This is a genomic window from Streptomyces sp. 7N604 (assembly GCF_052245475.1).
In the GTDB taxonomy this organism is placed as follows: domain Bacteria; phylum Actinomycetota; class Actinomycetes; order Streptomycetales; family Streptomycetaceae; genus Streptomyces.
On sequence record NZ_JBQQBX010000012.1, the window covers coordinates 109,835 to 132,818 of the forward strand.

Annotated in this window: 22 protein-coding genes and 1 pseudogene; 12 read left to right on the top strand and 11 right to left on the bottom strand. The window is 70.5% G+C overall.

Translation table 11 applies throughout. The features are described 5' to 3' along the window. The first annotated feature begins 57 nt into the window (after window positions 1-57). Both ACTWP8_RS15185 and ACTWP8_RS15190 read left to right on the top strand, forming a co-directional pair. Entirely contained in the window at window positions 58-537 is a 480-nt protein-coding gene (locus ACTWP8_RS15185) for an META domain-containing protein (RefSeq protein WP_443322680.1), read from the top strand. A 418-nt stretch (window positions 538-955) separates the two neighbouring features. Beyond that, the gene (locus ACTWP8_RS15190) at window positions 956-1,375 is read left to right on the top strand and encodes a hypothetical protein (protein ID WP_443322771.1); all 420 of its coding nucleotides are present in this window, start codon (window positions 956-958) and stop codon (window positions 1,373-1,375) included. Window positions 1,376-1,435: 60 nt separating this feature from the next. Here the strand turns inward: ACTWP8_RS15190 and ACTWP8_RS15195 are convergent, their stop codons facing one another. Continuing rightward, window positions 1,436-1,762 carry a hypothetical protein gene (locus ACTWP8_RS15195; protein WP_443322681.1) on the bottom strand — a complete coding sequence of 109 codons (327 nt, stop codon included), beginning with the start codon at window positions 1,760-1,762 and terminating at the stop codon, window positions 1,436-1,438. 119 nt (window positions 1,763-1,881) lie between these two features. Between ACTWP8_RS15195 and ACTWP8_RS15200 the strand changes: the two genes are divergently transcribed. Both ACTWP8_RS15200 and ACTWP8_RS15205 read left to right on the top strand, forming a co-directional pair. After that, entirely contained in the window at window positions 1,882-2,241 is a 360-nt protein-coding gene (locus ACTWP8_RS15200; protein ID WP_443322682.1) for an arsenate reductase family protein, read from the top strand. Window positions 2,242-2,416: 175 nt separating this feature from the next. After that, entirely contained in the window at window positions 2,417-3,079 is a 663-nt protein-coding gene (locus ACTWP8_RS15205) for a diguanylate cyclase (protein WP_443322683.1), read from the top strand. Here ACTWP8_RS15205 and ACTWP8_RS15210 read toward each other — a convergent pair. Both ACTWP8_RS15210 and ACTWP8_RS15215 read right to left on the bottom strand, forming a co-directional pair. After that, entirely contained in the window at window positions 3,070-4,029 is a 960-nt protein-coding gene (locus ACTWP8_RS15210; RefSeq protein WP_443322684.1) for an LLM class F420-dependent oxidoreductase, read from the bottom strand. The genes ACTWP8_RS15205 and ACTWP8_RS15210 overlap by 10 nt on opposite strands. Window positions 4,030-4,248: 219 nt before the next feature. Continuing rightward, window positions 4,249-5,202 (bottom strand): SDR family NAD(P)-dependent oxidoreductase, encoded by a 954-nt coding sequence (locus ACTWP8_RS15215; protein ID WP_443322685.1) that lies wholly within the window; start codon window positions 5,200-5,202, stop codon window positions 4,249-4,251. Between the two features lie 77 nt (window positions 5,203-5,279). On the opposite strand from ACTWP8_RS15215, the gene ACTWP8_RS15220 reads away from it, so the two are divergent. After that, the gene (locus ACTWP8_RS15220) at window positions 5,280-5,867 is read left to right on the top strand and encodes a TetR/AcrR family transcriptional regulator (RefSeq protein WP_443322686.1); all 588 of its coding nucleotides are present in this window, start codon (window positions 5,280-5,282) and stop codon (window positions 5,865-5,867) included. A 57-nt stretch (window positions 5,868-5,924) separates the two neighbouring features. Here ACTWP8_RS15220 and ACTWP8_RS15225 read toward each other — a convergent pair whose 3' ends face one another. Continuing rightward, complete coding sequence (locus tag ACTWP8_RS15225; protein WP_443322687.1) at window positions 5,925-8,444, bottom strand: SpoIIE family protein phosphatase; 2,520 nt, start codon at window positions 8,442-8,444, stop codon at window positions 5,925-5,927. Window positions 8,445-8,648: 204 nt separating this feature from the next. Here ACTWP8_RS15225 and ACTWP8_RS15230 point away from each other — a divergent pair, with 204 nt between their 5' ends. The 3 genes from ACTWP8_RS15230 (at window position 8,649) to ACTWP8_RS15240 (ending at window position 11,066) form a co-directional block, all read left to right on the top strand. Then, a complete protein-coding gene (locus tag ACTWP8_RS15230; protein ID WP_443315053.1) occupies window positions 8,649-8,969 on the top strand; it encodes a GYD domain-containing protein in 321 nt (106 codons plus the stop codon). Between the two features lie 112 nt (window positions 8,970-9,081). Continuing rightward, window positions 9,082-9,723, top strand: coding sequence for a TMEM175 family protein (locus ACTWP8_RS15235; protein WP_443322688.1), 642 nt, complete (start codon window positions 9,082-9,084; stop codon window positions 9,721-9,723). A 671-nt stretch (window positions 9,724-10,394) separates the two neighbouring features. Next, window positions 10,395-11,066: a LysM peptidoglycan-binding domain-containing protein gene (locus tag ACTWP8_RS15240; RefSeq protein ID WP_443322689.1), complete on the top strand. Its 672-nt coding sequence runs from the start codon at window positions 10,395-10,397 to the stop codon at window positions 11,064-11,066. Window positions 11,067-11,153: 87 nt separating this feature from the next. On the opposite strand, the gene ACTWP8_RS15245 is transcribed toward ACTWP8_RS15240, so the two are convergent. Then, entirely contained in the window at window positions 11,154-11,624 is a 471-nt protein-coding gene (locus ACTWP8_RS15245; protein WP_443322690.1) for a hypothetical protein, read from the bottom strand. A gap of 490 nt (window positions 11,625-12,114) precedes the next feature. Between ACTWP8_RS15245 and ACTWP8_RS15250 the strand changes: the two are divergent. Continuing rightward, window positions 12,115-12,627: pseudogene (locus tag ACTWP8_RS15250) on the top strand (phosphotransferase); the annotation flags it as partial. 139 nt (window positions 12,628-12,766) lie between these two features. On the opposite strand, the gene ACTWP8_RS15255 reads toward ACTWP8_RS15250, so the two are convergent. Together ACTWP8_RS15255 and ACTWP8_RS15260 are read right to left on the bottom strand one after the other, a co-directional pair. Beyond that, window positions 12,767-13,702 (bottom strand): AraC-like ligand-binding domain-containing protein, encoded by a 936-nt coding sequence (locus ACTWP8_RS15255; RefSeq protein WP_443322691.1) that lies wholly within the window; start codon window positions 13,700-13,702, stop codon window positions 12,767-12,769. Window positions 13,703-13,899: 197 nt separating this feature from the next. Further along, window positions 13,900-15,144: a cytochrome P450 family protein gene (locus tag ACTWP8_RS15260; RefSeq protein ID WP_443322692.1), complete on the bottom strand. Its 1,245-nt coding sequence runs from the start codon at window positions 15,142-15,144 to the stop codon at window positions 13,900-13,902. Window positions 15,145-15,316: 172 nt separating this feature from the next. On the opposite strand from ACTWP8_RS15260, the gene ACTWP8_RS15265 reads away from it, so the two are divergent. After that, window positions 15,317-15,889: a hypothetical protein gene (locus ACTWP8_RS15265; protein ID WP_443322693.1), complete on the top strand. Its 573-nt coding sequence runs from the start codon at window positions 15,317-15,319 to the stop codon at window positions 15,887-15,889. Window positions 15,890-15,945: 56 nt separating this feature from the next. On the opposite strand, the gene ACTWP8_RS15270 is transcribed toward ACTWP8_RS15265, so the two are convergent. Continuing rightward, on the bottom strand, window positions 15,946-16,884 hold the full coding sequence (locus tag ACTWP8_RS15270; RefSeq protein ID WP_443322694.1) for a lytic polysaccharide monooxygenase auxiliary activity family 9 protein: 939 nt from the start codon (window positions 16,882-16,884) through the stop codon (window positions 15,946-15,948). Window positions 16,885-17,021: 137 nt separating this feature from the next. Beyond that, a complete protein-coding gene (locus ACTWP8_RS15275; protein WP_443322695.1) occupies window positions 17,022-17,483 on the bottom strand; it encodes a helix-turn-helix transcriptional regulator in 462 nt (153 codons plus the stop codon). A gap of 444 nt (window positions 17,484-17,927) precedes the next feature. On the opposite strand from ACTWP8_RS15275, the gene ACTWP8_RS15280 reads away from it, so the two are divergent. Continuing rightward, window positions 17,928-19,310, top strand: a complete 1,383-nt coding sequence (locus ACTWP8_RS15280; RefSeq protein ID WP_443322696.1) for a phenylacetate--CoA ligase family protein — start codon at window positions 17,928-17,930, stop codon at window positions 19,308-19,310. Between the two features lie 205 nt (window positions 19,311-19,515). On the opposite strand, the gene ACTWP8_RS15285 is transcribed toward ACTWP8_RS15280, so the two are convergent. Then, a complete protein-coding gene (locus tag ACTWP8_RS15285; RefSeq protein ID WP_443322697.1) occupies window positions 19,516-20,826 on the bottom strand; it encodes an MFS transporter in 1,311 nt (436 codons plus the stop codon). 200 nt (window positions 20,827-21,026) lie between these two features. On the opposite strand from ACTWP8_RS15285, the gene ACTWP8_RS15290 reads away from it, so the two are divergent. Then, on the top strand, window positions 21,027-21,734 hold the full coding sequence (locus tag ACTWP8_RS15290) for a GntR family transcriptional regulator (protein ID WP_443322698.1): 708 nt from the start codon (window positions 21,027-21,029) through the stop codon (window positions 21,732-21,734). A gap of 317 nt (window positions 21,735-22,051) precedes the next feature. On the opposite strand, the gene ACTWP8_RS15295 is transcribed toward ACTWP8_RS15290, so the two are convergent. Next, window positions 22,052-22,966, bottom strand: a complete 915-nt coding sequence (locus ACTWP8_RS15295) for a GNAT family N-acetyltransferase (RefSeq protein ID WP_443322699.1) — start codon at window positions 22,964-22,966, stop codon at window positions 22,052-22,054. Between the last annotated feature and the right edge of the window lie 18 nt (window positions 22,967-22,984).

Sequence of the window (22,984 nt, forward strand, 5' to 3'; positions counted from 1 at the left end):
GGCAGGACTGACATGGCCTGAAGGGAACCACCGACAACGCCCATACGTCACATCTCCGTGAATCGACGGAGGAACGTCACGTTCGCGGCGGTGGCCCTGGCCTGCACCGCCGCCCTGGCCGCCTGCGGCACGGAGACCGGCAGCGGAAAAGTGGGCAGCGCGGCGCCCGTGACCGGTGTTCGCTGGGTGCCGAAGAACGTCACCGTCGACGGCGAGGAGTACACTCCGCCGTCGAAGTCCGGCGCCTATGTGGAGTTCAACCCCGGCAGGACGGACGATGCCGGAGGAAGGTCCGGAGGCAGCACGGGCTGCAATCACCTCGGCGCCGACGTCGAGATCGAGGGCGATACGATCAAGGTCTCCGACATCGCGATGACCGCGATGGGTTGCCCCGACGGCCTGCAGCAGTTCGAGGAGCGGTTCGTCGAAGTCTTCTCGGGCAACCTCAGGGCCAAGGTCTCCGAAGAGGGCAGGACCCTCACCCTGAGCAGGGACAACGGCGACAGCATCACCCTCAATTCGGGGTCGCCGCCCTAACGCTCGAGGGCGGCAAGTAAGCGGACTCGGCGGTAGCCGGGTCAGAAGACGGGGAACCGGTCGGAGTGGGGTCTGCGACTTGGGACGGGTTGTCCCGGGGCGGGCCGATCCGCTGTTGTCGGGGGAGAACCAGGCCATGCCGAGCAGCGCGGCGACCACGAACGCCCCGGTCCCGGCGACCCCACCCGTAGCAATCTGTGCCGGCGCATTCCTGCCCGGAGGCGGAGGAGGAACTGCGGGGCGCGCACCCGGCGCGGCGAACGGGGCGGCTGACTGCATGGGCGGCGCGGCACGGCCCCGATGGCCGACTCGGTGTGCCCCTGACGCTAGAGTGCCGTGCTTGTTCGATTTGACGTCCGGCGAAGGGGGAGGGGCCGTGAGCGCCCAACTGAGGGAGACTGCAGGGGAGTTGGCGGCGGTGCTGTGGCGGGAGCACGCCGTCTACCGGGACCGGTCCGGGTGTGTGGTCATACGGGGTGAGCACGTGCAGCGCTGGATCAGCCTGGCCCCCGCCGGAGGCAGGGACGAGATCCTCGTCCGCGCGGGCCGCATCCTCGACGGCGGCACCACCGCCCCGGCGCGTTCGGAGGCTGTTGTGCCGCTCTCCTCCGGAACGGGCGAACTCGCCGCGACCTGCCGCCGCCTGCTCGCCGAGGCCGCTGCCCATGCCGCACCGGTTGCGTCGAGACCGGCAGAGTCCGGTCGGGGCAGGCGGTCCGGGAAGTCCCCGCGATCCGGGCGCAGAGGGAGACGCATGGGCTTCAGCTCCTGGGTGATCGTCGCCTGCGTAGCCGGTGTTGTCGCTCTCTCCGCCTACAGCACGTCGATCGGCGGATAGGCGGGCCTGCCACAGCCGGCGGCCTGCCGATACGGGATCTGCAGGCCGCCGGTTCACAGATCAGCGCCCGTCGCGGATCAGCGAACGGACCAATCGGCAGGTGGTGTTGGACGGCGGGTGGATCCCGATCCGGGCCGCAGTGGTGCGTATCGTGCTGTTGGGGGCCTGCTCAGTGCGGTAGACACCCGTGTCGAGCAGGGCGATGGCCAGGCGCATGGCCTTCAGCTTGCGGTTGTGGGACTCGTACCATTCGCGCGGCTGCCCGGTCGGCAGCGGCTTCTTCTTCAACGGCTCAAACGGCTCGATCGTCGGCTTCGTCGTGTGCTTCGTCGTGGGCGGTGGCGTGTGCGGCGTGTTCGGCTTCTTCGCGATTGCGGCTACGGCCATCGGCGACCTCCTGGCGCGGTGGTTGGAACCCTCACGAACCGCCTCTATTTTACTGCCAGGCACTGACAACGGCCCTGGCCAGAGTGGGTCTGACAGTGCCTCGGAGTACCGTGGGGCGTATGGAGATCTGGATCAACCCGGCCTGCTCGAAGTGCCGCAGTGCGCTCACCCTGCTCGACGCCGAGGGCGCCGGCTACACCGTCCGTCGCTACCTGGAGGACGTCCCCAGTACGGACGAGATCCGCGAGGTGCTCGGCCGCCTCGGCCTCGAGCCGTGGGACATCACGCGCACCCAGGAGGCGGCCGCGAAGGAACTCGGCCTGAAGACCTGGCCGCGCGACGCGGCGTCGCGGGACCGCTGGATCACGGCGCTCGCCGAGCACCCCAAGCTGATTCAGCGCCCCATCATCACCGCGGATGACGGATCTGCGGTGGTGGCGCGCACGGAGGAAGCGGTGAGGGACGCGCTGTCACGCTGAGGAACCGGGCCGTTCCACTTGACCAGTTGTCCGCAGCCGGGCCGTTTCCCCTCTTCTGGCGCGGGTACCCCGCGTCCGGTCCGAAGGAAGGGCAAAGGAAGGGCCATTGCCCCGCCGGAGAGTTCTTCCGGAGACCAGGACCGACTGCACGCGGCATGAAGGGTGGTGCGATTTCATGGGTTGGTTTCAGAGGCCGACGATCCAGGCGCCGACACCGGCGGAGAGCGTCGAGGACGCCACGGTCCGGTACCTGATGTACGGGCTTCTGCCCTCATGGTTCGTGCCGGGGCTCGCGGACTGGGTCATGCACCGCCGCACCCGCATCGAGGACACCACGGGGACCAAGGAGTCCCTGATCCACTCGCTGATGATGGCAGAGGTCGGCGTGCCGATCGCGCTCACGCTGCTGTACGAGGTCAACCCGCTGCTGCTGAGCGTGCAGTTGGGGGCGGCAGGGGTGCACGAGGCGACGGCGCTGTGGGACGTACGGACCGCGGTCCGCAGCGACCGCGAGGTGAAGCCGGTGGAGCAGCACATCCACAGCTTCCTTGAAGCGCTGCCCTTCGGTGCGCTGGCGTCGCTGATGTGCCTGCACGCCGATCAGGTGCGGTCGCTGCTGCGCGGGGGCGCGGGCGACCCCTCGGCCTGGCGCCTGGTGCCCCGGCGCCGGCGGCTGCCGGTGCCGTATCTGGCGGGAATCGCCGCCGCGATCGGGGTCGCGGTACTGCTTCCGTACGGCGAGGAACTGCGCCGCTGCCTCCGCGCGGCACGGGTCAACGCACGCAAGGCACGGGCAATGGCACGGAAGGAGCGTGCGGGGCGGCAGGGTCATGCATGAGCGAACTGTGGCAGCACTTCTGTGCGGTAGAAGTCGAAGAATCCGCGCTGGTCGGGGCCGATCTGGGTCACGTAGACCGTGTCGAATCCGGCATCGGCGAACGTGCGCAGCGCGGCGATGTGCTGGTCCGCATCGTCGCCGCAGGTCATGCCGTTGGCGACCATGTCCTCCGTGACCAGCTCGCAGGCTTGCTCGAAGTGGCGTGGAGTGGGGAGGACCTGGCCGAGTTCGCCGGGGAGAAGCATGTTGGGCCACAGCCGCCACGCCGTACGTACCGCTTCCTGCCGGTCAGGCCCCCAGCAGACCTTGAGGCCGCCCTGCACCGGCTTTCCCTTGCCGCCGCTCTTGCGGAACTGGGCGATCAGGTCCTCATCCGGCATCATCGAGATGTAGCCGTCGCCGATGCGGCCTGCGAGCGCGGTGGCAGCCGGGCCGAAGCCTGAGACATCGATCGGTACGGGTTCGTCGGGGAGGGTGTAGAGCCGGGCGTTCTCCACGGTGTAGTGCCGTCCCCGGTGGCTGACCTCCTCACCGGTGAACAGCCTCCGGATGATCGTCACGGCCTCTTCGAGCATCTCCATGCGCACCGAGGCACTCGGCCAGACGTCGCCGAAGATGTGCTCGTTCAGAGCCTCGCCGGTGCCGATGCCGAGCCGGAACCGCCCTTCGAGCATCGCTGCCGAAGTGGCGGCGGCCTGGGCCACGATGGCGGGGTGTGTCCGCAGGCTCGGGCAGGTCACGGCGGTCTCCACCGGGAGCGACACGGCCTGGGACAGACCTCCGATGACCGACCACACGAAAGGGCTGTTGCCCTGGGCCTCGTTCCACGGGTGGTAGTGGTCCGAGATCCACAGTGACTCGAAGCCGGCCTGCTCGGCCATGCGGGCCTGTTCCAGCAGTTCACGAGGGCCGAATTCTTCGCATGCCAGAAAGTATCCGAAGGTGGTCATGTCCTCGCCTCCTGTTGCGACCGAGCTTCCTGAGGACCACGGGTGACCGGGGGAGGAGGGGAGAAACGCGGTGCGGCGGTGTGAGTGGCGCGGAACGGCGGGCTCGGCATGCCGGCGCTCATCTGGGTCCCGGCCGAGGACATCGCATCCGCGTACACGAGGTGCGCACGCTGACCGACCGCCGGGAAAGACCGGCGAGTTGGAGCCGAAACGCCGAGGTCAGCGGTTGGTCGGGGCTTCGGTGGGAAGGCCGCAGAGGCGGGCGGCGGAATTCCAGAGATCCTCCTCGCGGACCGGGTCGTAGGACTCGGCTGAGGACGGGGTGATCCTTCCCCGGTCGAGATACGTGCCGCTGCTGCCGGGGCGGGGCCCCGCGGCGGCGTGTGCCAGCCGACGGCCGGCCGTTCGCGGGCCCATCGCGAAGGGCGTCGCCCGCAGACCGTGGAGGAGTGTGCGGGACAGCGCGCGGGTCACCGGGCCCGCGTCCCGGACCAGTCCGGTTCCCGGCACGTACCCGGGGTTGTAGGTGAACACGTCGACGCCCGGGGGTAGTCGGCGCGCGAGTGCGTGCACCAGGTAGAGCACGGCGAGCTTGCTCGTCGAGTACGCCCGACGGCCCTCCGTGACGGAGTTCGCCCCGGGGCCCGTGGCCGGCCTGGCGAGTTGGGAGACGTCGTCCCACCGCGGGGCGGGGACCATCCCGAGGTTGTGTCTGAGGTCGCCGAAGTGCACATCGCTGCCCACCAGCACGATCCGGGACGGTGCCTCGAAGCGGCTGAGCAGCAGCCGCAGGAAGAGGTAGTTGGCCAGCACGTTGACCCCGAAGGTCATTTCGAAGCCATCGGCGGTGGCCTGCGTCCGGGAGACCAGTTGCAGTCCGGCATTGCCGAGACAGCCCCTGAGCGGTGGGAGGGTGCCCGCGTCCAGGCGCCGCCCGATCTCCGCCGCTGCCGAGCGGATGTCGTCGAGCGAGGCGAGGTCGCACGCGATGGTGGAGACGTGGGGATTGCCGGTGACTTCGGCCAGTTCCCTCTCGAGCCGACCGCCTTCCCGGTCTCGCACCGTCAGGAGAAGGTGCTGTTCAGGGCGGTTTTGCAGCAGGCGTTCGGCCGCTACCCGGCCGATGCCACGGCTGCCTCCGGTCATCAGGAGGGTGCCGGCGGGCGCGTTCATACAGCTCCAGGTACCTAGGCCCAAGTGGTACTCAGTACCGTACGTTACTCCGTTCACTGACGTCTACACTGGCGGTCATGACCGAACGCCGTACCCTCCGCGAGCGCAAGCAGCAGCGAGCGAGAGAGCTGATCATCGAGGCGGCGTTCGAGCTGTTCGCCGAGCGCGGGTTCTCCGAGGTGACGGTCGCTCAGATCGCCGACCGCGCCGAGGTCGGGCGCACGACGTTCTTCCGGTACTTCGGGGACAAGCAGGAAGTGGTCTTCGCCGACGAGCAGCGCTTGCTCGACCGGATGGCGGAGGGGCAGGACGCGCACGCGCCGTCGAATCCGCCGGGGCTGGGGGAAGCGCTGGCAGAGATCCGGGAGATCGTGCTCGCGATGTGCCGGGAGGTGACCAGCGATGCGGCACGGTACGTCCTCCACGAGCGGCTGATCGAGCAGAACCCGGAACTGCATGACCGCAGCGAGCGGAAGCTGCAGCGCTTCACCGAGGTGATGGGCGAGATCCTGCGGGCACGGGGCGCATCGGAGGTCACCTCGGCCATGGCGCCCCACCTCGCACTCGCCTGCTACCGCGCAGGCCGGCGGCTCGCGGGCCCCGACCCTCAAGCGCTGACCGGCTCGGTCGAGTCGGCCTTCGACGAGCTCGAGGCGCTCACGTGATCCGGTGTGGAGAGCGGGAGCGGTCGATGGTTGCCGCCTGGCGGCGGCATCCTGCACCTACCGGCCGTATTCGGTGAGCAGCAGGGCGATGTCGTCGGCGCGGTGTGTGGAGCGCCGGGCGTCCTGCAGGAGCCGGTCGGCGAGTTCGTCCAGCGAGCCCGCACGGGCGTGGGCCAGGGACGCCCGCAGGCGGTCGATGCCTATGTCGATGTCGGTGCCGCGTTCCTCGACCAAGCCGTCCGTGTAGAGGGCGAGGACGGAGCCCGGCGGGAGGCCCGTGCGGGTTCCCGGATAGACGCTCGCGCGATCCACACCGAGGAGTGGGCCGACGTCCAGGTCGAGGACGTCCGTCGTTCCGCCGGGACGGCGCAGCAGTGGCGGCGGGTGGCCGGCGCTGACGGCGTACGCGCGGTGGCTGCGGGGCTCGAGGCGGATGTAGCAGCAGCTGGCCAGCAGCCCGGGGTCCAGGTCGATGAGGGTCCGGTTGGCGCCCGCCATCACGTCGCCCGGCGTATGGCCCACCGCCGCGAAGGCCCGTACGGCGCTGCGCAGCTGAACCATGGTGGCCGCGGCGGCGATGCTGTGTCCCTCGACGTCTCCGATGACGAGCGACACTCCGATACCGGTGGGGATGACGTCGTACCAGTCGCCACCGATGTCCATTCCGCTGGTGCCGGGCAGGTAGCGGGCGGCGGTGCGCACGCCCGGGACCACCGGGAGCCGGTGCGGCAGGAACGCCTGCTGCAGGCCGCGGGCGAGGGCGTACTCCGAGTCGTAGAGCCGTGCTCGTTCCAGGGCCTGGGCGATCAGTCCGGCGAGTGCGGTGAGGACGTCCCGGTCCTTCGCCGTGAACGGGTGGACCTCGTCGAAGCCGAGTACGCAGGTGCCGACGGGGCGGCCGGAGGCGATCAGCGGCAGATACGCCCAGGAGCTCGCCTCGCCCGCGGGGGTGCCCGGGTATCCCCGGGCGAGGTCCTGCTGCGACTCGATGAAGAGCGGGGTCCCGGTGGTCAGGGCCTCGGTACCGGGCAGGTGGGCGTGCAGCGGCACGCCCTCCAGCCAGTCGAGGAAGTCCTCGTGGTGGCCGGTGTGGAAGAGCAGGTGCATCGTTCCCTCGCGGACCATGTAGATCGCGAGCTGCTGGCCACCGAAGGCCGGGAGAAGCTGGTCGGCGACGACCTCGCAGACTTCGCGGACGGTGGCGGCCACGGTGAGCGCGCTGCCCAGCTGCAGGACCTGGTACATGACGCCCAGGCGCGCCGGTGCGGCGGCGGGAGGCGCAGCGGAAGCCGTCGCGGGTGCGGCGGCGGGAGGCGTGGCAGGGGTCGTGGCGGCCGATGCGTCGGGTGCCGGGGCGGCCGAGGGGGGATGGCCGACGGGGACCACCCGGCCGGTCACCCCGTCCGCCTCCGGATGGAGGGCGAAGGCGAGCCACTGGTCGGGCGGGCGGAAGGCCAGGAAGGAGACCGGCGCCTGCGAGACCATCGCGGACCGGTGCCGGTACTCGATGTCCGGGTCGGACAGCCACGGCAGGACGTCCCAGAGACACTGGCCGAGCAGCTCGTCGCCGCGCACGCCCAGCAGCTGCAGGGCGCTGTGGTTGGCGTAGCCGACCCGCCCGTCCGGGGCGAGAGACAACAGCCCGTCCCGCAGTCGCTCGACCGCGGCGACGGCCCCACTGCCGGCCCGCGGGTCGACGACCGCACCGACCAGATGGGCACGCGCCCGCGCGTCGTCGGCCTCCGGTACGCGGCCCCACAACTCGACGGTCCGGTACACCCCCTCGCCCCCGCCGCCCCCTCCGCCCCCGCCGTCCCGTACGCGCAGGCGCCGCGCGACGATCCGGCCCTCGGCGGCCGCCGCGCGGGCCGCGGCCCGGAAGGCGGCGAGGTCGCCGGGGTGCAGGCGGGCGGCGAGCGCGTCGGCCCGTCCGTCGAAAGCACGGGGGTCGAGACCGAAGATCGCGCAGAACTCGTCGTCCACGGTGAAGGTGCCGGTGGCGAGGTCCCAGTCGAACAAGCCGACCCGCACGGCCGTCGCCGAGGGAGCCGGGGTCTCGACCGGAACCGTCTGCGGGTCGCACTCCACGGGATCGCCGGTACGGGCGCGGAGGGCGGCGAGCGAGGCGCCGAGCCGGTTGGCGATGGTCCGCAACTGGCGGCGCTGGGCCCTGGACAGCCCTTCGCTGCCCGGTGCCGCCGCCCAGACGGTCGCCAGCGCCCCGAAGGTCTCCCCACCCGCGCCCACCGGCACGGAGCAGGAGCCGAAGGCGTACGGCAGAGCCACCGAGAGCTGGGGGAACCGGCGCATCGTCTCGTCGGCGTCGGCCAGATGAACCGTGCGCCCCGAGCTGTAGGCCGCGGCGACCGGAATGGGACTGCTCACGGGAATGAGGCGCCAGCCGCCCAGCTGGGAGGGCGGCACCCCGCAGGTCGCGGCCAGCACGATCGAGCGGCGGTCGCGGGAGCGGAGAAATACGCTCCCGGCGTGCGCGCCCGTTCCCTTGACGGCCTTGACGACGGCCGCAGCAAGCAGTTCCTCGCGCTCCGCCGTCTCGCCGACGATCACCCCGCGCATACTCCCAGTGTGCGCAGGGGCGACCCGTCGGCCCAATACGGCGACCCGGCGAGATGAGCTCGTCACATCCCGCAATCACCTCTGCATCCTGGCCCGGCGGGGGCGTAGGCCGTATGGCGGCGGTCGTCGCGGCAGGGGACGCGGAGCAGAAGGAGGATTCGGTCAGGGGGTGACTACCGAGACGCACGCGAGAGGCGGAAACCCATGGCGAAGTACCTCTTCAGGGTCAAGTTGACCGTGGATGGCCTGAAGGGCCTGCTCAACGAGGGCGCCACTGCGCGCCGCGAGGTCGTCGAACGCATGGTCCAGAGCCTGGGAGGCCGGCTCGAATCGATGTACTGGGCATTCGGCGAGGAGGATGTCTACGTCACGGCGGACCTGCCGGGCAACACCTCCGCAGCGGCCATGGGTCTGGTCACGTCGGCGGCCGGTGGCGTCCGCACGAGCACGGTCGTGCTGCTGACGACCGAGGAGATCGACGAGGCGGTCCGCCAGAAGGTGGAGTACCGGGCGCCCGGCACCTGAGCGCCACTCCCCGGAACGACCGGCGAGCGCGCGCAGCCCGTTCGGGCACGGTTCAGGGCAGAGCGGCGCGTACGGGCCCGGCCGTACGGCCACTCCCATAACTTCTCTGCACGTGGATCGTGGACCGACTACCGGAACCGGCGGGGCCGCGGAGCGCCTGGAAACCCTCTCGGACGGGGTCTTCGCCATCGCGATGACCCTGCTGGTACTCGACGTGTCGGTGCCACCCGGGCTGAACAGCGCAAGATTCCACGAAGCCCTCGGCGAGGCCGTCCCCAACCTCGCGGCCTACGCGCTGAGCTTCGCCGTCATCGCACAGTTCTGGCGCGAACACCGCAGGATCCTCGGCGTCCTTCCCGCACCCAACGGCACCGTCACCGGGCTGACCCTGCTCGGACTCGCCCTCATCGCGCTCCTGCCGTTCCCCACCGCACTGCTGGCCGAATACGGCGACGAGCCCCTGGCCGTGGCCATCTACTCGGGCAGTGTCGCCGGCACGAACGCGGCGCATCTGGCGCTCCTGCTCACCATCCACAGGCGCCTCCCACCGCCGGCTGCGCCGGACACCGTCACGGCGCGGCGCCTCGGCACCGCCGATCTGGGCTCAACCGTGCTCGTCTTCGGCATCGCCGTACCCCTGGCCTTCGCATCGCCCGCCGCGGCCAAGTGGTTCTGGCTCACCCTGGTCCCCGCCAAAGTCGCGATCGACCGTCGGCAACGGCGCATCACGCCGCGCTCACGGCAAGGTCGTTGACCGTACGGGTGCCGGACCGTCGTCCGCCCACGTCGACCGGCACACACCCGGTTCCACCGCCCGAAGGACTCCATGGCAGCGCCCTCGGCCCTTCGTACGGGGCGCATGTCCGGTCACCGGCGCATGCAGGCGGACGGGCGCCCGGGCCGATCCGGAGGACGCCGCACCGGCGCGGCGAGCGGACCGCCTAGCGCCCGCGGACCCGCGGCGCTGGGCGTCGACGGCGACGCCGGGGACGGGTCCAACCTGATGGAGGTGGGCATCGCCGGCCGGCGGCTGTGGTGCGCCGTCGTGAGAGGACCGTGCGCGGCGTATGCGAACGTCTTCCGTACGTCTGCCGAGTGCTCCGGACCGAGCGCGGCGTGCAGGCGTTCCGAACGTGCGACCGGCTCGCCGGGCCCGGTTATGCGCCCGCGCCGGGGCCGGTGCGCCCCGTACCCACAACGGCCCGCCCCATGCGGCGGTATCGGCGAGCAGCCCGGCGTCGGCGAGGCGGGCGGAGGGTGGAGAACGCTCCTGCGCGCTCTGTGGATGCCGACCGCGGCCGTGCTTACCTCGTGCTCGCAAGAATTCCGGACCGTCTTGCGGAAGCTCATGCACGAACGCGCAAACAACCCCCCATTTCCTGCACGGGTGTTGGCCTACTGCACGTCGAGTGACAGGAGCACGTGATGGAACTTCCTTTAACGTCAACGGAATCGGCCGTCCGCAGTGAATTCCGGGGCCGCGGACTTCGCTGGCGCACGGCCGTGGTGGTGCTGGCGGGGGTCGGCGCGCTGAGCGTGGGGGCGCAGTTGCCGGCCCAGGCCCAGGACGGCGCTGTGTGGGACCGCCTGGCCATGTGCGAGAGCGGGGGCAACTGGCGGGCCGACACCGGCAACGGCTACTCGGGAGGGCTGCAGTTCTCCGACGCCACCTGGCGCGCGTACGGCGGTGGGGCGTACGCGCCTCGGGCGGCACAGGCGACCCGGGCGCAGCAGATCAGCGTGGCGGAGCGGACCCTGGCCGGGCAGGGGTGGGGTGCCTGGCCTGCGTGCTCGGCGTCGCTGGGCCTGCGGTCGACGGCGCCGCGCACTGCCGCGCCGGCACCGCCACGGCCGGAGCCGGCGGCCCGGAACCCTGTCACGGTGCGGCCCCAGCGCTCGCAGGCTGATCAAGAGCGGTACGGCACCGGGCACGCCCAGCGGAAGGGCCGGGACTATGTCGTGAAGCCGGGGGACACCCTCAGCGGAATCGCGCTCGCGCACGGAGTGAACTGGAGGCACGTCTACCGGCTCAACCGCCAGGCCATCGGCGGCGATCCGAACCTCATCTTCCCGGGAGTGCACCTCGCCGTGAGGTAGCCCGACCCCGCGTGGCCGAGTCGTGAGGCGCAGGCGCTTGCAGGAGCGCCTGCGCCTCGCGTTCGCGTACGGCCACGGTGTCCTTTCTCATGCCCCGGCACCGGGACCTGGGGTGTCGTCCTGGTCGAAAACAGCGATCATCTTGAGCAGCTGCTTGCGCATCGCGGGCGTCATCGCGCCTGCCCGCATCGCGATCGTCCGCACCTGGTGATCGGCGAGCCGCTGCCGCAACAGCTCGTCCTCGGGGTCCTCCTGTGCGACCAGCCACTGCACCGTGATGGGCGGCGATCCCGGTTCGCGGTGGTCGTCGAAGAACTTCGCAAGACCCTCCAGCACGCTCAACGTCGGGTTCGTGTGCGACCCGTTGCGGAGCATCGCCAGGTAACTCCGCGACAGGGTCGCCGGATGCGACGGATCCGCGGTGACCGCCTTGGCCACTTCGGCGGTCGAATACTCCCGCTTCCGGCCATGGGCATCGGTCCACCGCACCATGGCGAACAGCGCGTTCAACCGCTCGGCCAGCGACCGCCCATGACCCTGGCCGTCGTCTGCCACCATGCCCACGCTCCCCGCACCGGATCACCCCGTCGTGTCTTCAGGATGATGCATCTGCTCACTGTGCTCGTTCTGTTGGACAGTATCCACTCCAACTTGACCTCACACGCAGCCAGGTGCCAATATTTTGGACACATCGCTAGTGAGGAAGTCCGTACGAGGTCAGCCGGCTCACACACGTCAGTGCGCCGCGACCGGAGCGGGACGGGACGGGGGTTCGGCCCGCTCCGCCGAACGGGAGGCAGGTGCCGTCCCGACGGCGCGGAGGTCAGAGGGCCCCCGCAGGAAAGATCCTGCGGGGGCCCTCTTTTCGTGCTCCGAAGGCTCCTCGGCCCTCTCGTCCAGTGAATTCCCTGAACGCGAGACTGCCCGCCCGGGCACTCGCGCGTAAGGCCTAATGCCGCAGCCGCAGTTGATGTGACCGGTGGTGGGCTGCCGTACGAGCCGGAAACGCGTTTGACGCCCGCCGCGTCCGGCGATCGGATGGCGCCCCATGAGCACAGGGCAGATGCATCCCGGCCTGCACCCCATCGACGACGACCTCGTACGGCGGCTGATCGCCGGGCAGTTCCCGCAGTGGGCGGGGCCGGTGGTGGAGCGGATTCCGTCCGGCGGCACGGTCAACGCCATGTACCGGCTGGGCGACGGCATGGTCGTACGGCTGCCGCTGGTGAAGGGCGGAGCCAAGGACGTATCGATGGAGCAGGAGTGGCTGCCCCGCCTCGCGCCCCGGCTGCCCATGGCCATCCCCGAGGTGCTCGGGGCCGGGGAGCCCGCCGAGGGATATCCGTGGCCGTGGTCGGTGTACCGGTGGCTGGCGGGCGAGAACCCCGAGGCGGGGGCCCTGGGCGAGCCCCTGCTGCTGGCCGAGGATCTGGCCGGGTTCGTGGCGGCGATGCGGAGCATCACCCTGCCGGGTGCGCCGGAGGCCTACCGCGGCGGGCCGGTCGCCTCGCTCGACGCATCGACCCGGGCGGCGATCGAGGAACTGCGCGGGATCCCGCAGTTGGACACCGCGACCGGCGCAGCGGACCGTATGGCAGGCATGGTCTCGCCGGCGGCCGCGATCTGCGTCCTGTTCATGGACCGTGGCCGCCGCCGCAAACCCACGGCACCCGAGGCGGCCGAGCCCGCCCGTCCTCCCGTCAACGGCTTCCGTAGCGCATCTCCCGGGGGCTGACCCCGAATCGCTGCCGGAACGCGGTGCTGAGGGCGCTGGCGGAGGAGAATCCCGAGGAGTACGCCAGGTCCGTGATCGTCATGTGCCGGCACTCGCCGCACCGGAGCCGTTCCCGGACCAGGCGCAGGCGCTCCTCGCGGATCAGCTCGCGGGGGGTGGTCCCGACCCGCTGGAGGGCCAGTTGGACCTGGCGCAGTGACCAGCCCAGCGCCTTCGCCATGGATGCGCCGGTCAGGCCGGGATCGGCGGCGTGGTCGCGTACGTAGCGGCGGACCATCGCCTCGACCTCGGTCAGATGCCCCGGTGCGTCCGGGCGGTCGTCACCGGTGGCGAGCATGCACAGCAGCTCGACGATGCGGTCGGAGACGGCGTTGAACTGGGTCGCGGAGAGGTTGTCGCGCTCGTCGTAGAGGCCCTGCAGCATGGAACTCACCACGCGCCCCAGACCGTTCGCCAGATCCAGCCCGGTGGCCAGCGGGGCCTTCCGGTTCAGCGGGCCGTCTATCTCGTGGGCGGGGATCGACATGATGATCCCCCGCAGGGACGTTTCGTGCAGGAGCTGGAAGGGGGCGGCCAGCGTCATCAGGCTTCCGGACCCCGGTGTCAGCCGTGCCTCCTGGTCGTCCTGGCGTATCACCAGCTCCCCGGAGAGGGGGAGTACGAACCGGTAGTCGGGATCGGGTTCCTGACGCACCAGTCGGGGGGTGCGGACGTATTCGATCTTGTCGGACCGCCAGGTGACGAGCTGGTAGGTGTCGCTGCGCTGCCGGATCGTCTCGCCGCGGAAGGTGTCCGGGCGGGCGTATCTGAAGTCCATGGGGGTCTGATAGGACCCGATGTGCTCGCTCCAGAAGTCGGTCCGCTCGCGTGGCTCAACCTCACCGGTCGTCTGTGACTCCACGATGTAGGTTCCCCCGGACACTGAACCCCCCTCAGCGTGACCCGACCACCGTTGTTGGAAAATCTTCAACTCATATGCGGGTAACGGTCGTTATGGGTATGCAGCGTAGTGCAGGCAACCGGCCCCGGTGGACGCCCTGACGTACATGCGCATATGCCAGGACCGGGGCGGTTGACCCGAAGGGACTGATCAGCTCATCAGCGCAAGCGTACGGGCAGGGCGCGGTGTCCGTTGGAGATGAAGGAGTCCACAGGCCGCAACTCCTCCTGCGGCAGGGCGAGGGTGAGAGCGGGGAAGCGCTCGAAGAGCGCGGGGAGCGCGATGCGGGCCTCCATGCGGCCCAGGGGAGCGCCGAGGCAGTAGTGCACGCCGTGCCCGAAGGCCAGGTGCTCCTTGTCGCCCCGGGTGACGTCGAAGATGTCGGCGTCCTTCCCGTACCGCTCGGGATTGCGTCCGGCGGCGGCGTACGCGGCCAGGATCGCCTCGCCCCCGCGAATCACCATCCCGTCCGGTCCGCCCAGTTCGTCCAGCGCGAGGTCCTCCACGGCGTACCTCAGGGGCAGGCTGGCGACCGGTGCCTCCACCCGCAGCGTCTCCTCGATCACGTCGTCCCATGAGGCGCGGCCCGCGCGTACGTGCGTGAGCTGTTCCGGCTGGGTGAGCAGGGCGTGGATGGCGTTGTCGATGAGATTGACCGTGGTCTCATGACCGGCGCTGATCATGAGTACCAGGGTGTCGAGCAGTTCCTGCTCGCTCAGCCGGGTGTCGCCCTCGTCGTCGCGTGCCGCGATGAGGCCGGTGGTCAGGTCGTCGCCGGGCGACTGCCGCTTGGTGGCGACGAGTTCGCCGAGCACGGCGTAGAGCCGGGTATAGGTGTCCGTGACCTCCTCCGGGTCGGCGGAGGTATGGAAGATGCTGTCCACGAGGTGCCGCAGCTCCGCGCCCTTCTCCTCGGGCAGGCCGAACAGCTCGCTGATCACCCGGATCGGCAGCGGGTAGCAGAACTCCTCCCGCAGATCCACCACCTCCCCCCGCTCTCCGGCCTCGGCGATACGGTCCAGCAGGCCTGCCGTGATCTCCTCGATGCGCGGCTGCAGCGCGGCGGTCCGGCGCGCGGTGAACGCCTTGGAGACCAGCGTCCGCAGTCGTTTGTGCTCGCCGCCGTACGCGGTGAACATGTTCTGGACCGCGACCCAGGTGAACAGCGGCCACTCCGGGGAGATCTCCCCGTTGATCCAGGCGGGCCAGTGCCGGCGCGGGTCCTTGGACACGCGTGGATCCGTGAGCAGCTGCTTCAGCAGCTCGGGACTGCTGACCGCCCACGCCTCCACCCCGCCGGGGAGTTCGACACGTGCGACCGGTCCCCTCTCACGTATACGGGCGGCTTCACCGTGGATGTCGCGGCCGGTCGCGTCTATCGCTATGGGGCGATGGTCTCCCACCGGAGCCTCCCTGCTCTCGAACTCCAATACGGCACGTCACGCTACGCCGTCGTACGGCTCCGGAACGAGACCGCCCGGGCACACACTGCGTGTGGGGACAACTTCCCTACGCGTACACGTAAGTTGCGGGCTCGGGTCCGTCCTAGGGTCTCGGCATCCGATGGGAGAGCCGGTGAACACCATGACAGTCAGCAACGCGCCGGGGTGGGTGGATCCGCACGGCCTGGATGTGCGGACCCTGCCCGCCGGACGGTGGTGGGACGCTGTACGGGTGCCGATCGGCACGGGGGTCCGCGCTCTGACGTACCTCGGAGACGAGACAGGACCCGTGATCAAGGATGGCTACGGCGGCATCCTCTACTGGCTCATTCGCCCGGGGAGCGCGGATCACTGGCAGCTGCGGCAGGTCCAGGTGCTCGGTTCGGGGTGGCATGTGGCGGTTCCGCCGCAGCACCGTACGTACGGGCCGGGGCTCCACTGGCGCGTGCCGCCGTCCCGTGAGGAGCACCGGACGAGGCCGGAGCTGCTGCACTGCGCGCTCAGTGCCGCGCTGGACGACGCCTCCGAGCGGCGCCCCCTGGCCCGCGTCTGCTGCCGCTGCGAACGCACCACGGAGGCGCCGGTCCTGGTACGCGTCGTCGCCTCCCGCTCCGGGACGGCCAGAGCGGTGTACGCCTGCCCGGACTGCGTCCACCACTGTCCAGCAGGACCGGGCCAGCTGGAGTGGCGGACCACCACCCGATGAACTCCCTCCCCGGCCCGGCAAACTGCCCTGAGCCCGGGCTGGGGCGGGGCTTCGCCTCATCGCCGCATGCGTCGCCGTCGCAGGGTGGCGGCTGTGCCCGCCGCGGCGATGAACGCTGCAGCGCCGCCCGCGAACAGCGGCAGTGCTGTGCTGTCGTCACCGTCGCCGGTGCCGCCCGCGGGCGCCAGTCGGCCGCTCTCGGCGCGCTGGGTCGGCGGGCTGGTTGCCGTGTCGCTCGCGTCGTCCTCGGCGGGTGCGGTGGCGGCCGGGCTGTCCGCGGAAGCGGGGCCCCCGGTATCCGCCCGGGATGCGCCCGTGCCGGAGTCGTCGTCCGTGGAGGCGTTGCCCGAGCTGCCCTTGGAGCGAGGGAAGACGACATCGGAGCAGGAGTAATACGTGTCCGGAGTACTCGAGTTCCGCCAGATCGTGTAGAGGAGATGGTGGCCGGTCCTGTCGGACGGCAGCTTGGCCTTGATGCGGTAGGCGTCGTCGACCAATTGGGGGTCGGTGGCCGTCGCGAACGGCTCGGCCTCCAGATCGGACCACTTCAGGGGCTGTGTCGGGTCGTAGCCGTTCTTGGTGAGGTACAGCTCGAAGGTTCCGGTGTGGGGGATCGTCGACCGGTACGTCAGCGTGAGATTCGCCCCGGCGGAAAGGCGTGTCGAGGGCCAGTCGGCGCGCGCCAGGTCGAGACCCTTGTACGCGTCAAGCCCCGCGCTGCACAGCTTGCCGTCGGGGATCATCTGCCGGTCCTTGCCCCCGACATCGGCGACTCGCAGATTGTCCCAGGCGGCCGAGGCCCCGCCGGTGGCGGCAGCTGCCTTGCACGCGGCCGACTGTGTGTTCCGCCCGCCGAGAGGGGAGCAGGCCACCACCCGGCTGACGGGATCCGTCGGCGCTCCGTGCGCGTGCGCCGGGCTGCCGGCCAGCACCGTGAGCAGGATTGGGGCCGCCCCGACAAGAGCGGCCACCGTGGCGGTGCGATGCGCGGTCATCCGATGCAGCCCTCCTCGGCGGGTCGCGGCGGGATGGCCCGCCGCCCTGTGCAGTACGTGGAACCGAGGTGGCATGTTCAACGAGCCTCCTGTGCGGCACCCCCCCCGTGGCCGTGCCGCTCAGGTCGTGCCGCCGCTCAGGCCGTCCCGCGCCGGCGGCCCCGTTGCTCGTCGTCATCCGGATCCGACGGAAGACCCGCGGCCTTGCGGTACTCATCGATGATCTGCTCGACGGCGGCCTGCATCGCCGCAGGCAGTCCGGCAGAGCGGCGCAGGATCCGCCGCGCCCTGTGGTCACGGATCGCGGCCAGGTCGGTGAGCTCGGCCTGGACTCGGACGGCGACCTCGTCGTTGCGGAAGAAGTCCAGGGGCACGCCGAAGAAGCCGGCCAGCCGTGCCGCGGTCTCCAGTGAGGGTCTGTTACGGCCTGTGCGCAGATAGCCGATTGCGGTCGTGCTCAGGCCGGTGGCCCGCGCGACTTCGCCGTTGGTGTACGGGCGGCCTTGTGCGGCGGGGTACATGTGCGCGAAGAGATGCTCCAGGCGTTCTGCGAAATGCTCGGATGCAAGATCGCCTGCGGCCGCGCCGATGTCGCCCATGCAGTAGCCCCCCGACCGTTATGCGCTTGTGGATCGCAGTCCGTGCCAGTATGCCAGCCGCAGTGATCCACGCCATCTCTCGCAACAAGAGTTGATACCGGAGCACTGTCAATTCGGCGGGCTCGGCAACCATAAAGCGACTGAATCGCACCGCCATCAACAGCAGTTGACACATTCACGTCCTTCAAGGAATGATCAGGGCCCTGCTGTGACTGCCGGCTCCGGCCTGGCCGTTGGGGGGTCGCCGGAGCGGGACGGAACGGGGGTCCGCCCCGCCCCGGTGGGCAGGAGCCGAGGACGCTTTCCCCGCACGCACGCCGCATACCGCATACCGCACGCTCGGCAGGCAGCTTTCGCCCATGCGTGTCTCCGAGCTGCGAACTCTTCCGCAATACGGCCGTAATCAGTCGTGCCAGCGCCCGCGGTGAGGAGTAGCCAGGAAGGGTGAGGACGACTTCGACGCTGAAGCTGGTTCTGGACGGGCGCGCGGCGTGCCGACAGGGTCCCGAGGGCGTGTCGGCCCGGCAACGGCGGCGCCTGTCCACGATGGTGGCCTTCGCCCGTGCGCACTCCCCTTATTACCGGGAGCTCTACGGGGGCGTGCCCGAGGTCCCCGAGGACCTGACCGCGCTGCCGGTGACGGACAAACCGAAGCTCATGGCGCGGTTCAACGACTGGGTCACCGACCCCGATGTCACCCTCGGGGGCGTACGAGCCTTCATCGAGGATCCCGGTCGGATCGGCGATCGCTTTCTGGGCAAGTACCTGGTGTCCACCACCTCGGGCACGACCGGGCACCGCGGCATCTTTCTGCTCGACGACCGGGCGGCAGCGGTGGTCACCGCGCTGTCGCTGCGCGCCGCGTCACGGGCGCTGACCCCTGCCCGGATGGCGAAGCTGCTCATCAGCGGCCGGCGGTCGGCCCATGTCATCGCCACGGGTGGTCACCTGGCCGCGTACGCGGTCACCATCCGCCGGCACAAGGCCCGCCGCCTGCAGGCCAGAGGCAGCCGCGTGTTCTCCGTACACAGCCCCCTCCCCGAACTGGTCGACCAACTCAACCAGTTCCGCCCGGCCTTGCTGCACGGCTACGCCACCATGGTCGCGCTGCTCGCCGGGGAGCGGCTGGCCGGCAGGCTGCGGATCGACCCCGACGTGGTGTCGCTGGTGGCCGAGGGCATCAGCGACGGCGATCACCAGCGCATCCGCTCCGCGTTCGACGCCCATGTGCTCAACACCTACGCGTGCAACGAGAGCCTCGCTCTGGGCTACGGCTGCCCGCAGGGATGGCTGCACATCCACAGCGACTGGCTGATCCTGGAACCGGTCGATGCCGACTACCGCCCCACCCCACCCGGACGGCAGTCCCACACCGTGCTGCTGACCAGCCTGTGCCGATGGGCGCAACCGATCCTCCGCTACGACCTGGGCGACAGCGTGCTGCAGCGCCCGGACCGCTGCCCGTGCGGGGACCCCCTGCCCGCTTTCAAGGTGCGGGGCAGAGCGGCGGACCTGCTGTCCTTCCCGCGCCCGGGCGGGGAGCCGGTGAGCATCGTGCCGATGGCGTTCGAAACCGTCCTGGAACGCACCCCGGGCATGGACCTGTTCCAGATCGAGCAGACCTCGCCGACGACCTTGCGGGTGCGCATCCGGCCGACCGCGGGAGTGGATCCGGACCGCGTGTGGAGCACCGCGTACGGCGAGATCACCGGCTTGCTCACCGCCCACGGCGTCGGGCACGTCACCGTCGAGCGCGCCACGGAACCGCCTCGGCAGACTTCCGGCGGCAAGTTCCGCGTCGTCATTCCGCGGCGCCACGACCCGTGAGGCCAGGTCACTTGCTCGCCCAGTAGGGCGGGGACGGCGATCAGGCTGGCCTGGGTGTGTCCGGCGCCCAGCCCGCCGTCGTCCCGCTCGCGCCGACCCGGGAGTGCGCGCGGTGCCTCGCGCGCGCTCCTGGCCCCTGTGCGGGTCCCCTGGGTACGGGTTCCCTGGGCATGCGTCACCGGGTTACCGGTCCCCTGAGTGCGCGTCACAGCAGCTCCCGGCCGCGCGTCTCGGGCAGTCCGAACAGCGCCAGCACGGCGAGACCGTAGCCGACCGCGCCGAAGACCAGGGCGCCGCCCACCCCCCAGCTGTCGGCGAGGAAGCCGACGAGCGTGGGGAAGAAGGCGCCCGCGGCACGCCCGGTGTTGTAGGTGAAGCCCTGCCCGGTGCCGCGCACCGCGGTGGGGTAGAGCTCGCTCAGGAACGAGCCGAACCCGCTGAAGATGGCCGACATGCAGAAGCCGAGCGGGAAGCCGAGGACGAGCAGCAGCCCGTTCGCCCCGTCCGGGATGTTGGTGTACGCGAGGATGCAGGTGGCGGAGAGGAAGGCGAAGAGCGTGATGTTCCGTTTCCGGCCCAGCTTGTCGGTGAGATAGCCGCCGGTCAGATAACCGATGAAGGCGCCGGAGATGAGGAACGTCAGATAGCCGCCGGTGCCGATGACGGTGAGCCCGCGCTCTGACTTGAGGTAGGTCGGCACCCAGGTGGCCAGGGTGTAGTAGCCGCCCTGGACGCCGGTGGACAGCAGTACGGCGAAGAGCGTGGTGCGCAGCAACTCCGGCTTGAAGATTCTGGCGAAAGAGGCGACGGAGTTCTTGCCGGCACTCTCCAGGCGCTGCTCGGTGGCCCCGGGCGCGTCGCTGACATGGCGTCGTACGTAGATGACGAGCAGGGCGGGCAGCGCGCCGGTCCAGAACATCACGCGCCAGGCGGTGTCCTCGTCGACGTACTGGAAGACCAGCGTGTAGACGATGACGGCGAGCGCCCAGCCGACGGCCCATGAGCTCTGGATGGCGCCGAGGGTGCGGCCGCGGTGCTTGGCGGAGGCGTACTCGGCCACCAGGATCGCGCCGACCGCCCATTCGCCGCCGAAGCCGAGGCCCTGCAGGGCGCGGAAGGCCAGCAGTGTCTCGTAGTTGGGCGCGAAGCCGCACAGCACGGTGAAAACGGCATACGTGATCACCGTGATCATCAGGGCCTTCACCCGGCCGATGCGGTCGGCGAGGACGCCGGCGACGGCGCCGCCGATCGCCGAGACGACCAGGGTGACGGTGGTGAGCAGACCGGTCTGGCCGCTGTCGAGCCCGAAGTAGGCCGCTATCGCGACCATGCTCAGCGGCAGCGTGAAGAAGTCGTACGAGTCGAGGGCATAGCCGCCGAATGCGCCGCCGAAGGCGCGGCGGCCGCGAGGGCCGAGGGCGCGCAGCCAGGCGAACGGGCCGCGGTCCTCGGGGAGCCGGCCCTGCGGAATCCGGGTGTCGGCCGGGGTGGACGGGGGCGGGGGTTTCGTACTCATCTGCACCTCGCAGAAGGGGAGTTGGGGGTGCGCTGAGAGACGTACGCGCCGGAGTCGGCCGGCCGGCACTCGCCCCAAGCTAGAGGATCGTTGAACGATCCTTCAAGAGGCGTGTTGTTTCGTTCATGCTTCTGCGATTGACTTTGAGACCATCGAGCTTGGGCATGGGGTGCGGAGCGAGACGGGGAGAAGAGATCGCTGTGGGGACGACGGAGGCCGAGCTGAGCGCGCTGGCGGACGACCGTGCGCTGCTGGGCCGTACCAGTACCGCCGAGCGGGTCGCGGACATCCTGCGCAGCCGGATCGCGGAGGGGTTCTTCCCGCCCGGGACTCGGCTGTCCGAGGACAGCATCGGAGGGGCGCTGGGGGTGTCGCGCAACACCCTGCGCGAGGCGTTCCGGCTGCTCACGCACGAACGGCTGCTGGTTCATCAGCTCAACCGCGGGGTCTTCGTGCGGGTGCTCGCCGTAGAGGACGTCGCCGACATCTACCAGGTACGGCGGCTGGTCGAATGCGCCGTCATACGGGGCCTGGGGGAGCCGCCTTTCACGCTCAGCGGGCTCGAGGCCGCGGTCGCCGCCGGCGAGCGCTCCGCGCGCGAACGGGCCTGGAAGGGCGTGTCGACGGCCAACATCCACTTCCACCGCGAGCTCGTCGCCCTCGGCGGGAGCCCGCGCACCGACGAGCTGATGCGCAGCGTGCTGGCCGAACTGCGCCTCGCCTTCCATGTGGTGGACGATCCACGACGGCTGCACGAGCCCTATCTTCCGCGGAACCGGGAGATCCTCGCCGCGCTGCAGGCCAGGGACAGCACCGGCGCCGAGGCGCTGCTCACGAGCTATCTCGACGACTCGTACCAGGAGCTCGTGGAGGTCTACGCGCGGCGGATCGCCGCGCAGAAGCGGTAGTTCGGGCAACAGCCGCCCCAGGCCGTTGGTGGATGTACAGGGCACGGCAGGCTCGACGCGCCCGAGGAGTTCTCGTCCGCCGACTCCCTGCGCCCTGACGCTCGGCCAGGGAGTCCACGGCTGCCTCGGATCACCTCAGGCCCGGTGAGCAACTGCGCCTTATTCTGGAGCTGTTGACCGGTAGGCTGCCCGGTCTCCGGCTGTCCGCGGACCGCCCGGCCGAGAGGCGCCCGACGCTCATCCACCTGCTCACCCCGGAGCCTGCACCTCAGCGGGTAGCGGGCACCGTCGCAGCCCGGCGGGGCCGGGCCGGTGCGCTAACCGAGTTCGAGACTGGTCACGCCGTAGGTGCGGTCCGCCCGCGTCGGGGGCACCGGTCCTGTGTACATGCGCACGGTGTGGGACTGGGGTGTCAGCCCGCGGGCCGTGGCGAGGGTTCGGGCGGCTTGCTGGGGCTCGGGGACGTCGAGGCCCACTTCGTCATCCGGACCGAGGTGAGCGGTGAGAGCGTCGAAGAGCGTTTCGGCGCCCTGGGGTGTGTCGGCGAACAGGGGCCCGATGCGCCAGCCGTCGCGGGCCGGCCGGATCACCCCGTACCCGGCGAGGTGCCCGTCGTGCAGATGGACGTAGGCGGTGCGGCCGGGGGCGGCCAGCCAGCGGGTGAGAAAGCCGCGCCGGTCCGCGGGGAAGCACTGCCGGTCGTACGCGGCGATCGCGTCGAGGTGGGCCGAGGTGACGGGCACGACTGCGCCTGCCGGATTTCCCGACCGCTCCGGGCGTCCTGCGTAGCGGACGGTGTCGTGTGCGGGGCTGAACCCGGCGCGCTGGTACGTGGGTTGCTGCGCGGGTACGGCGTCCAGGCCGATGGTCCGGGTTCCGGCGTGCGGGAACGCGGCGCGCCAGGTGGCCAGGCCCAGCCCCTGCCGGCGGTGGTCCGGGTGGACCAGGTAGTAGCCCAGGAACGCGTACTCGTGGGAGTGGTTGACGATCGAGATCGCCGAGACCGGCTGAGTGCCGAGGCGACCGATGAAGAACCCGGCGGGGTCGGTGGGGTGGAAGCAGGCCACATCGCCGCTGCCGGGATTCCACCCCTCCTCGGCGGCCCACTCCGCCACCTGGTGCCAGTCGTCCAGCGAGGCGCCGGTGATGGTGAGTCCGCTGGTGCCGGCGGGACGGGGGGTCGGGTTCTCGGTGGTGGAGCGCGGAAGCGGAGCTTCGCCGAGGGGGGCCATACGTTCTGTTCTTCCCTT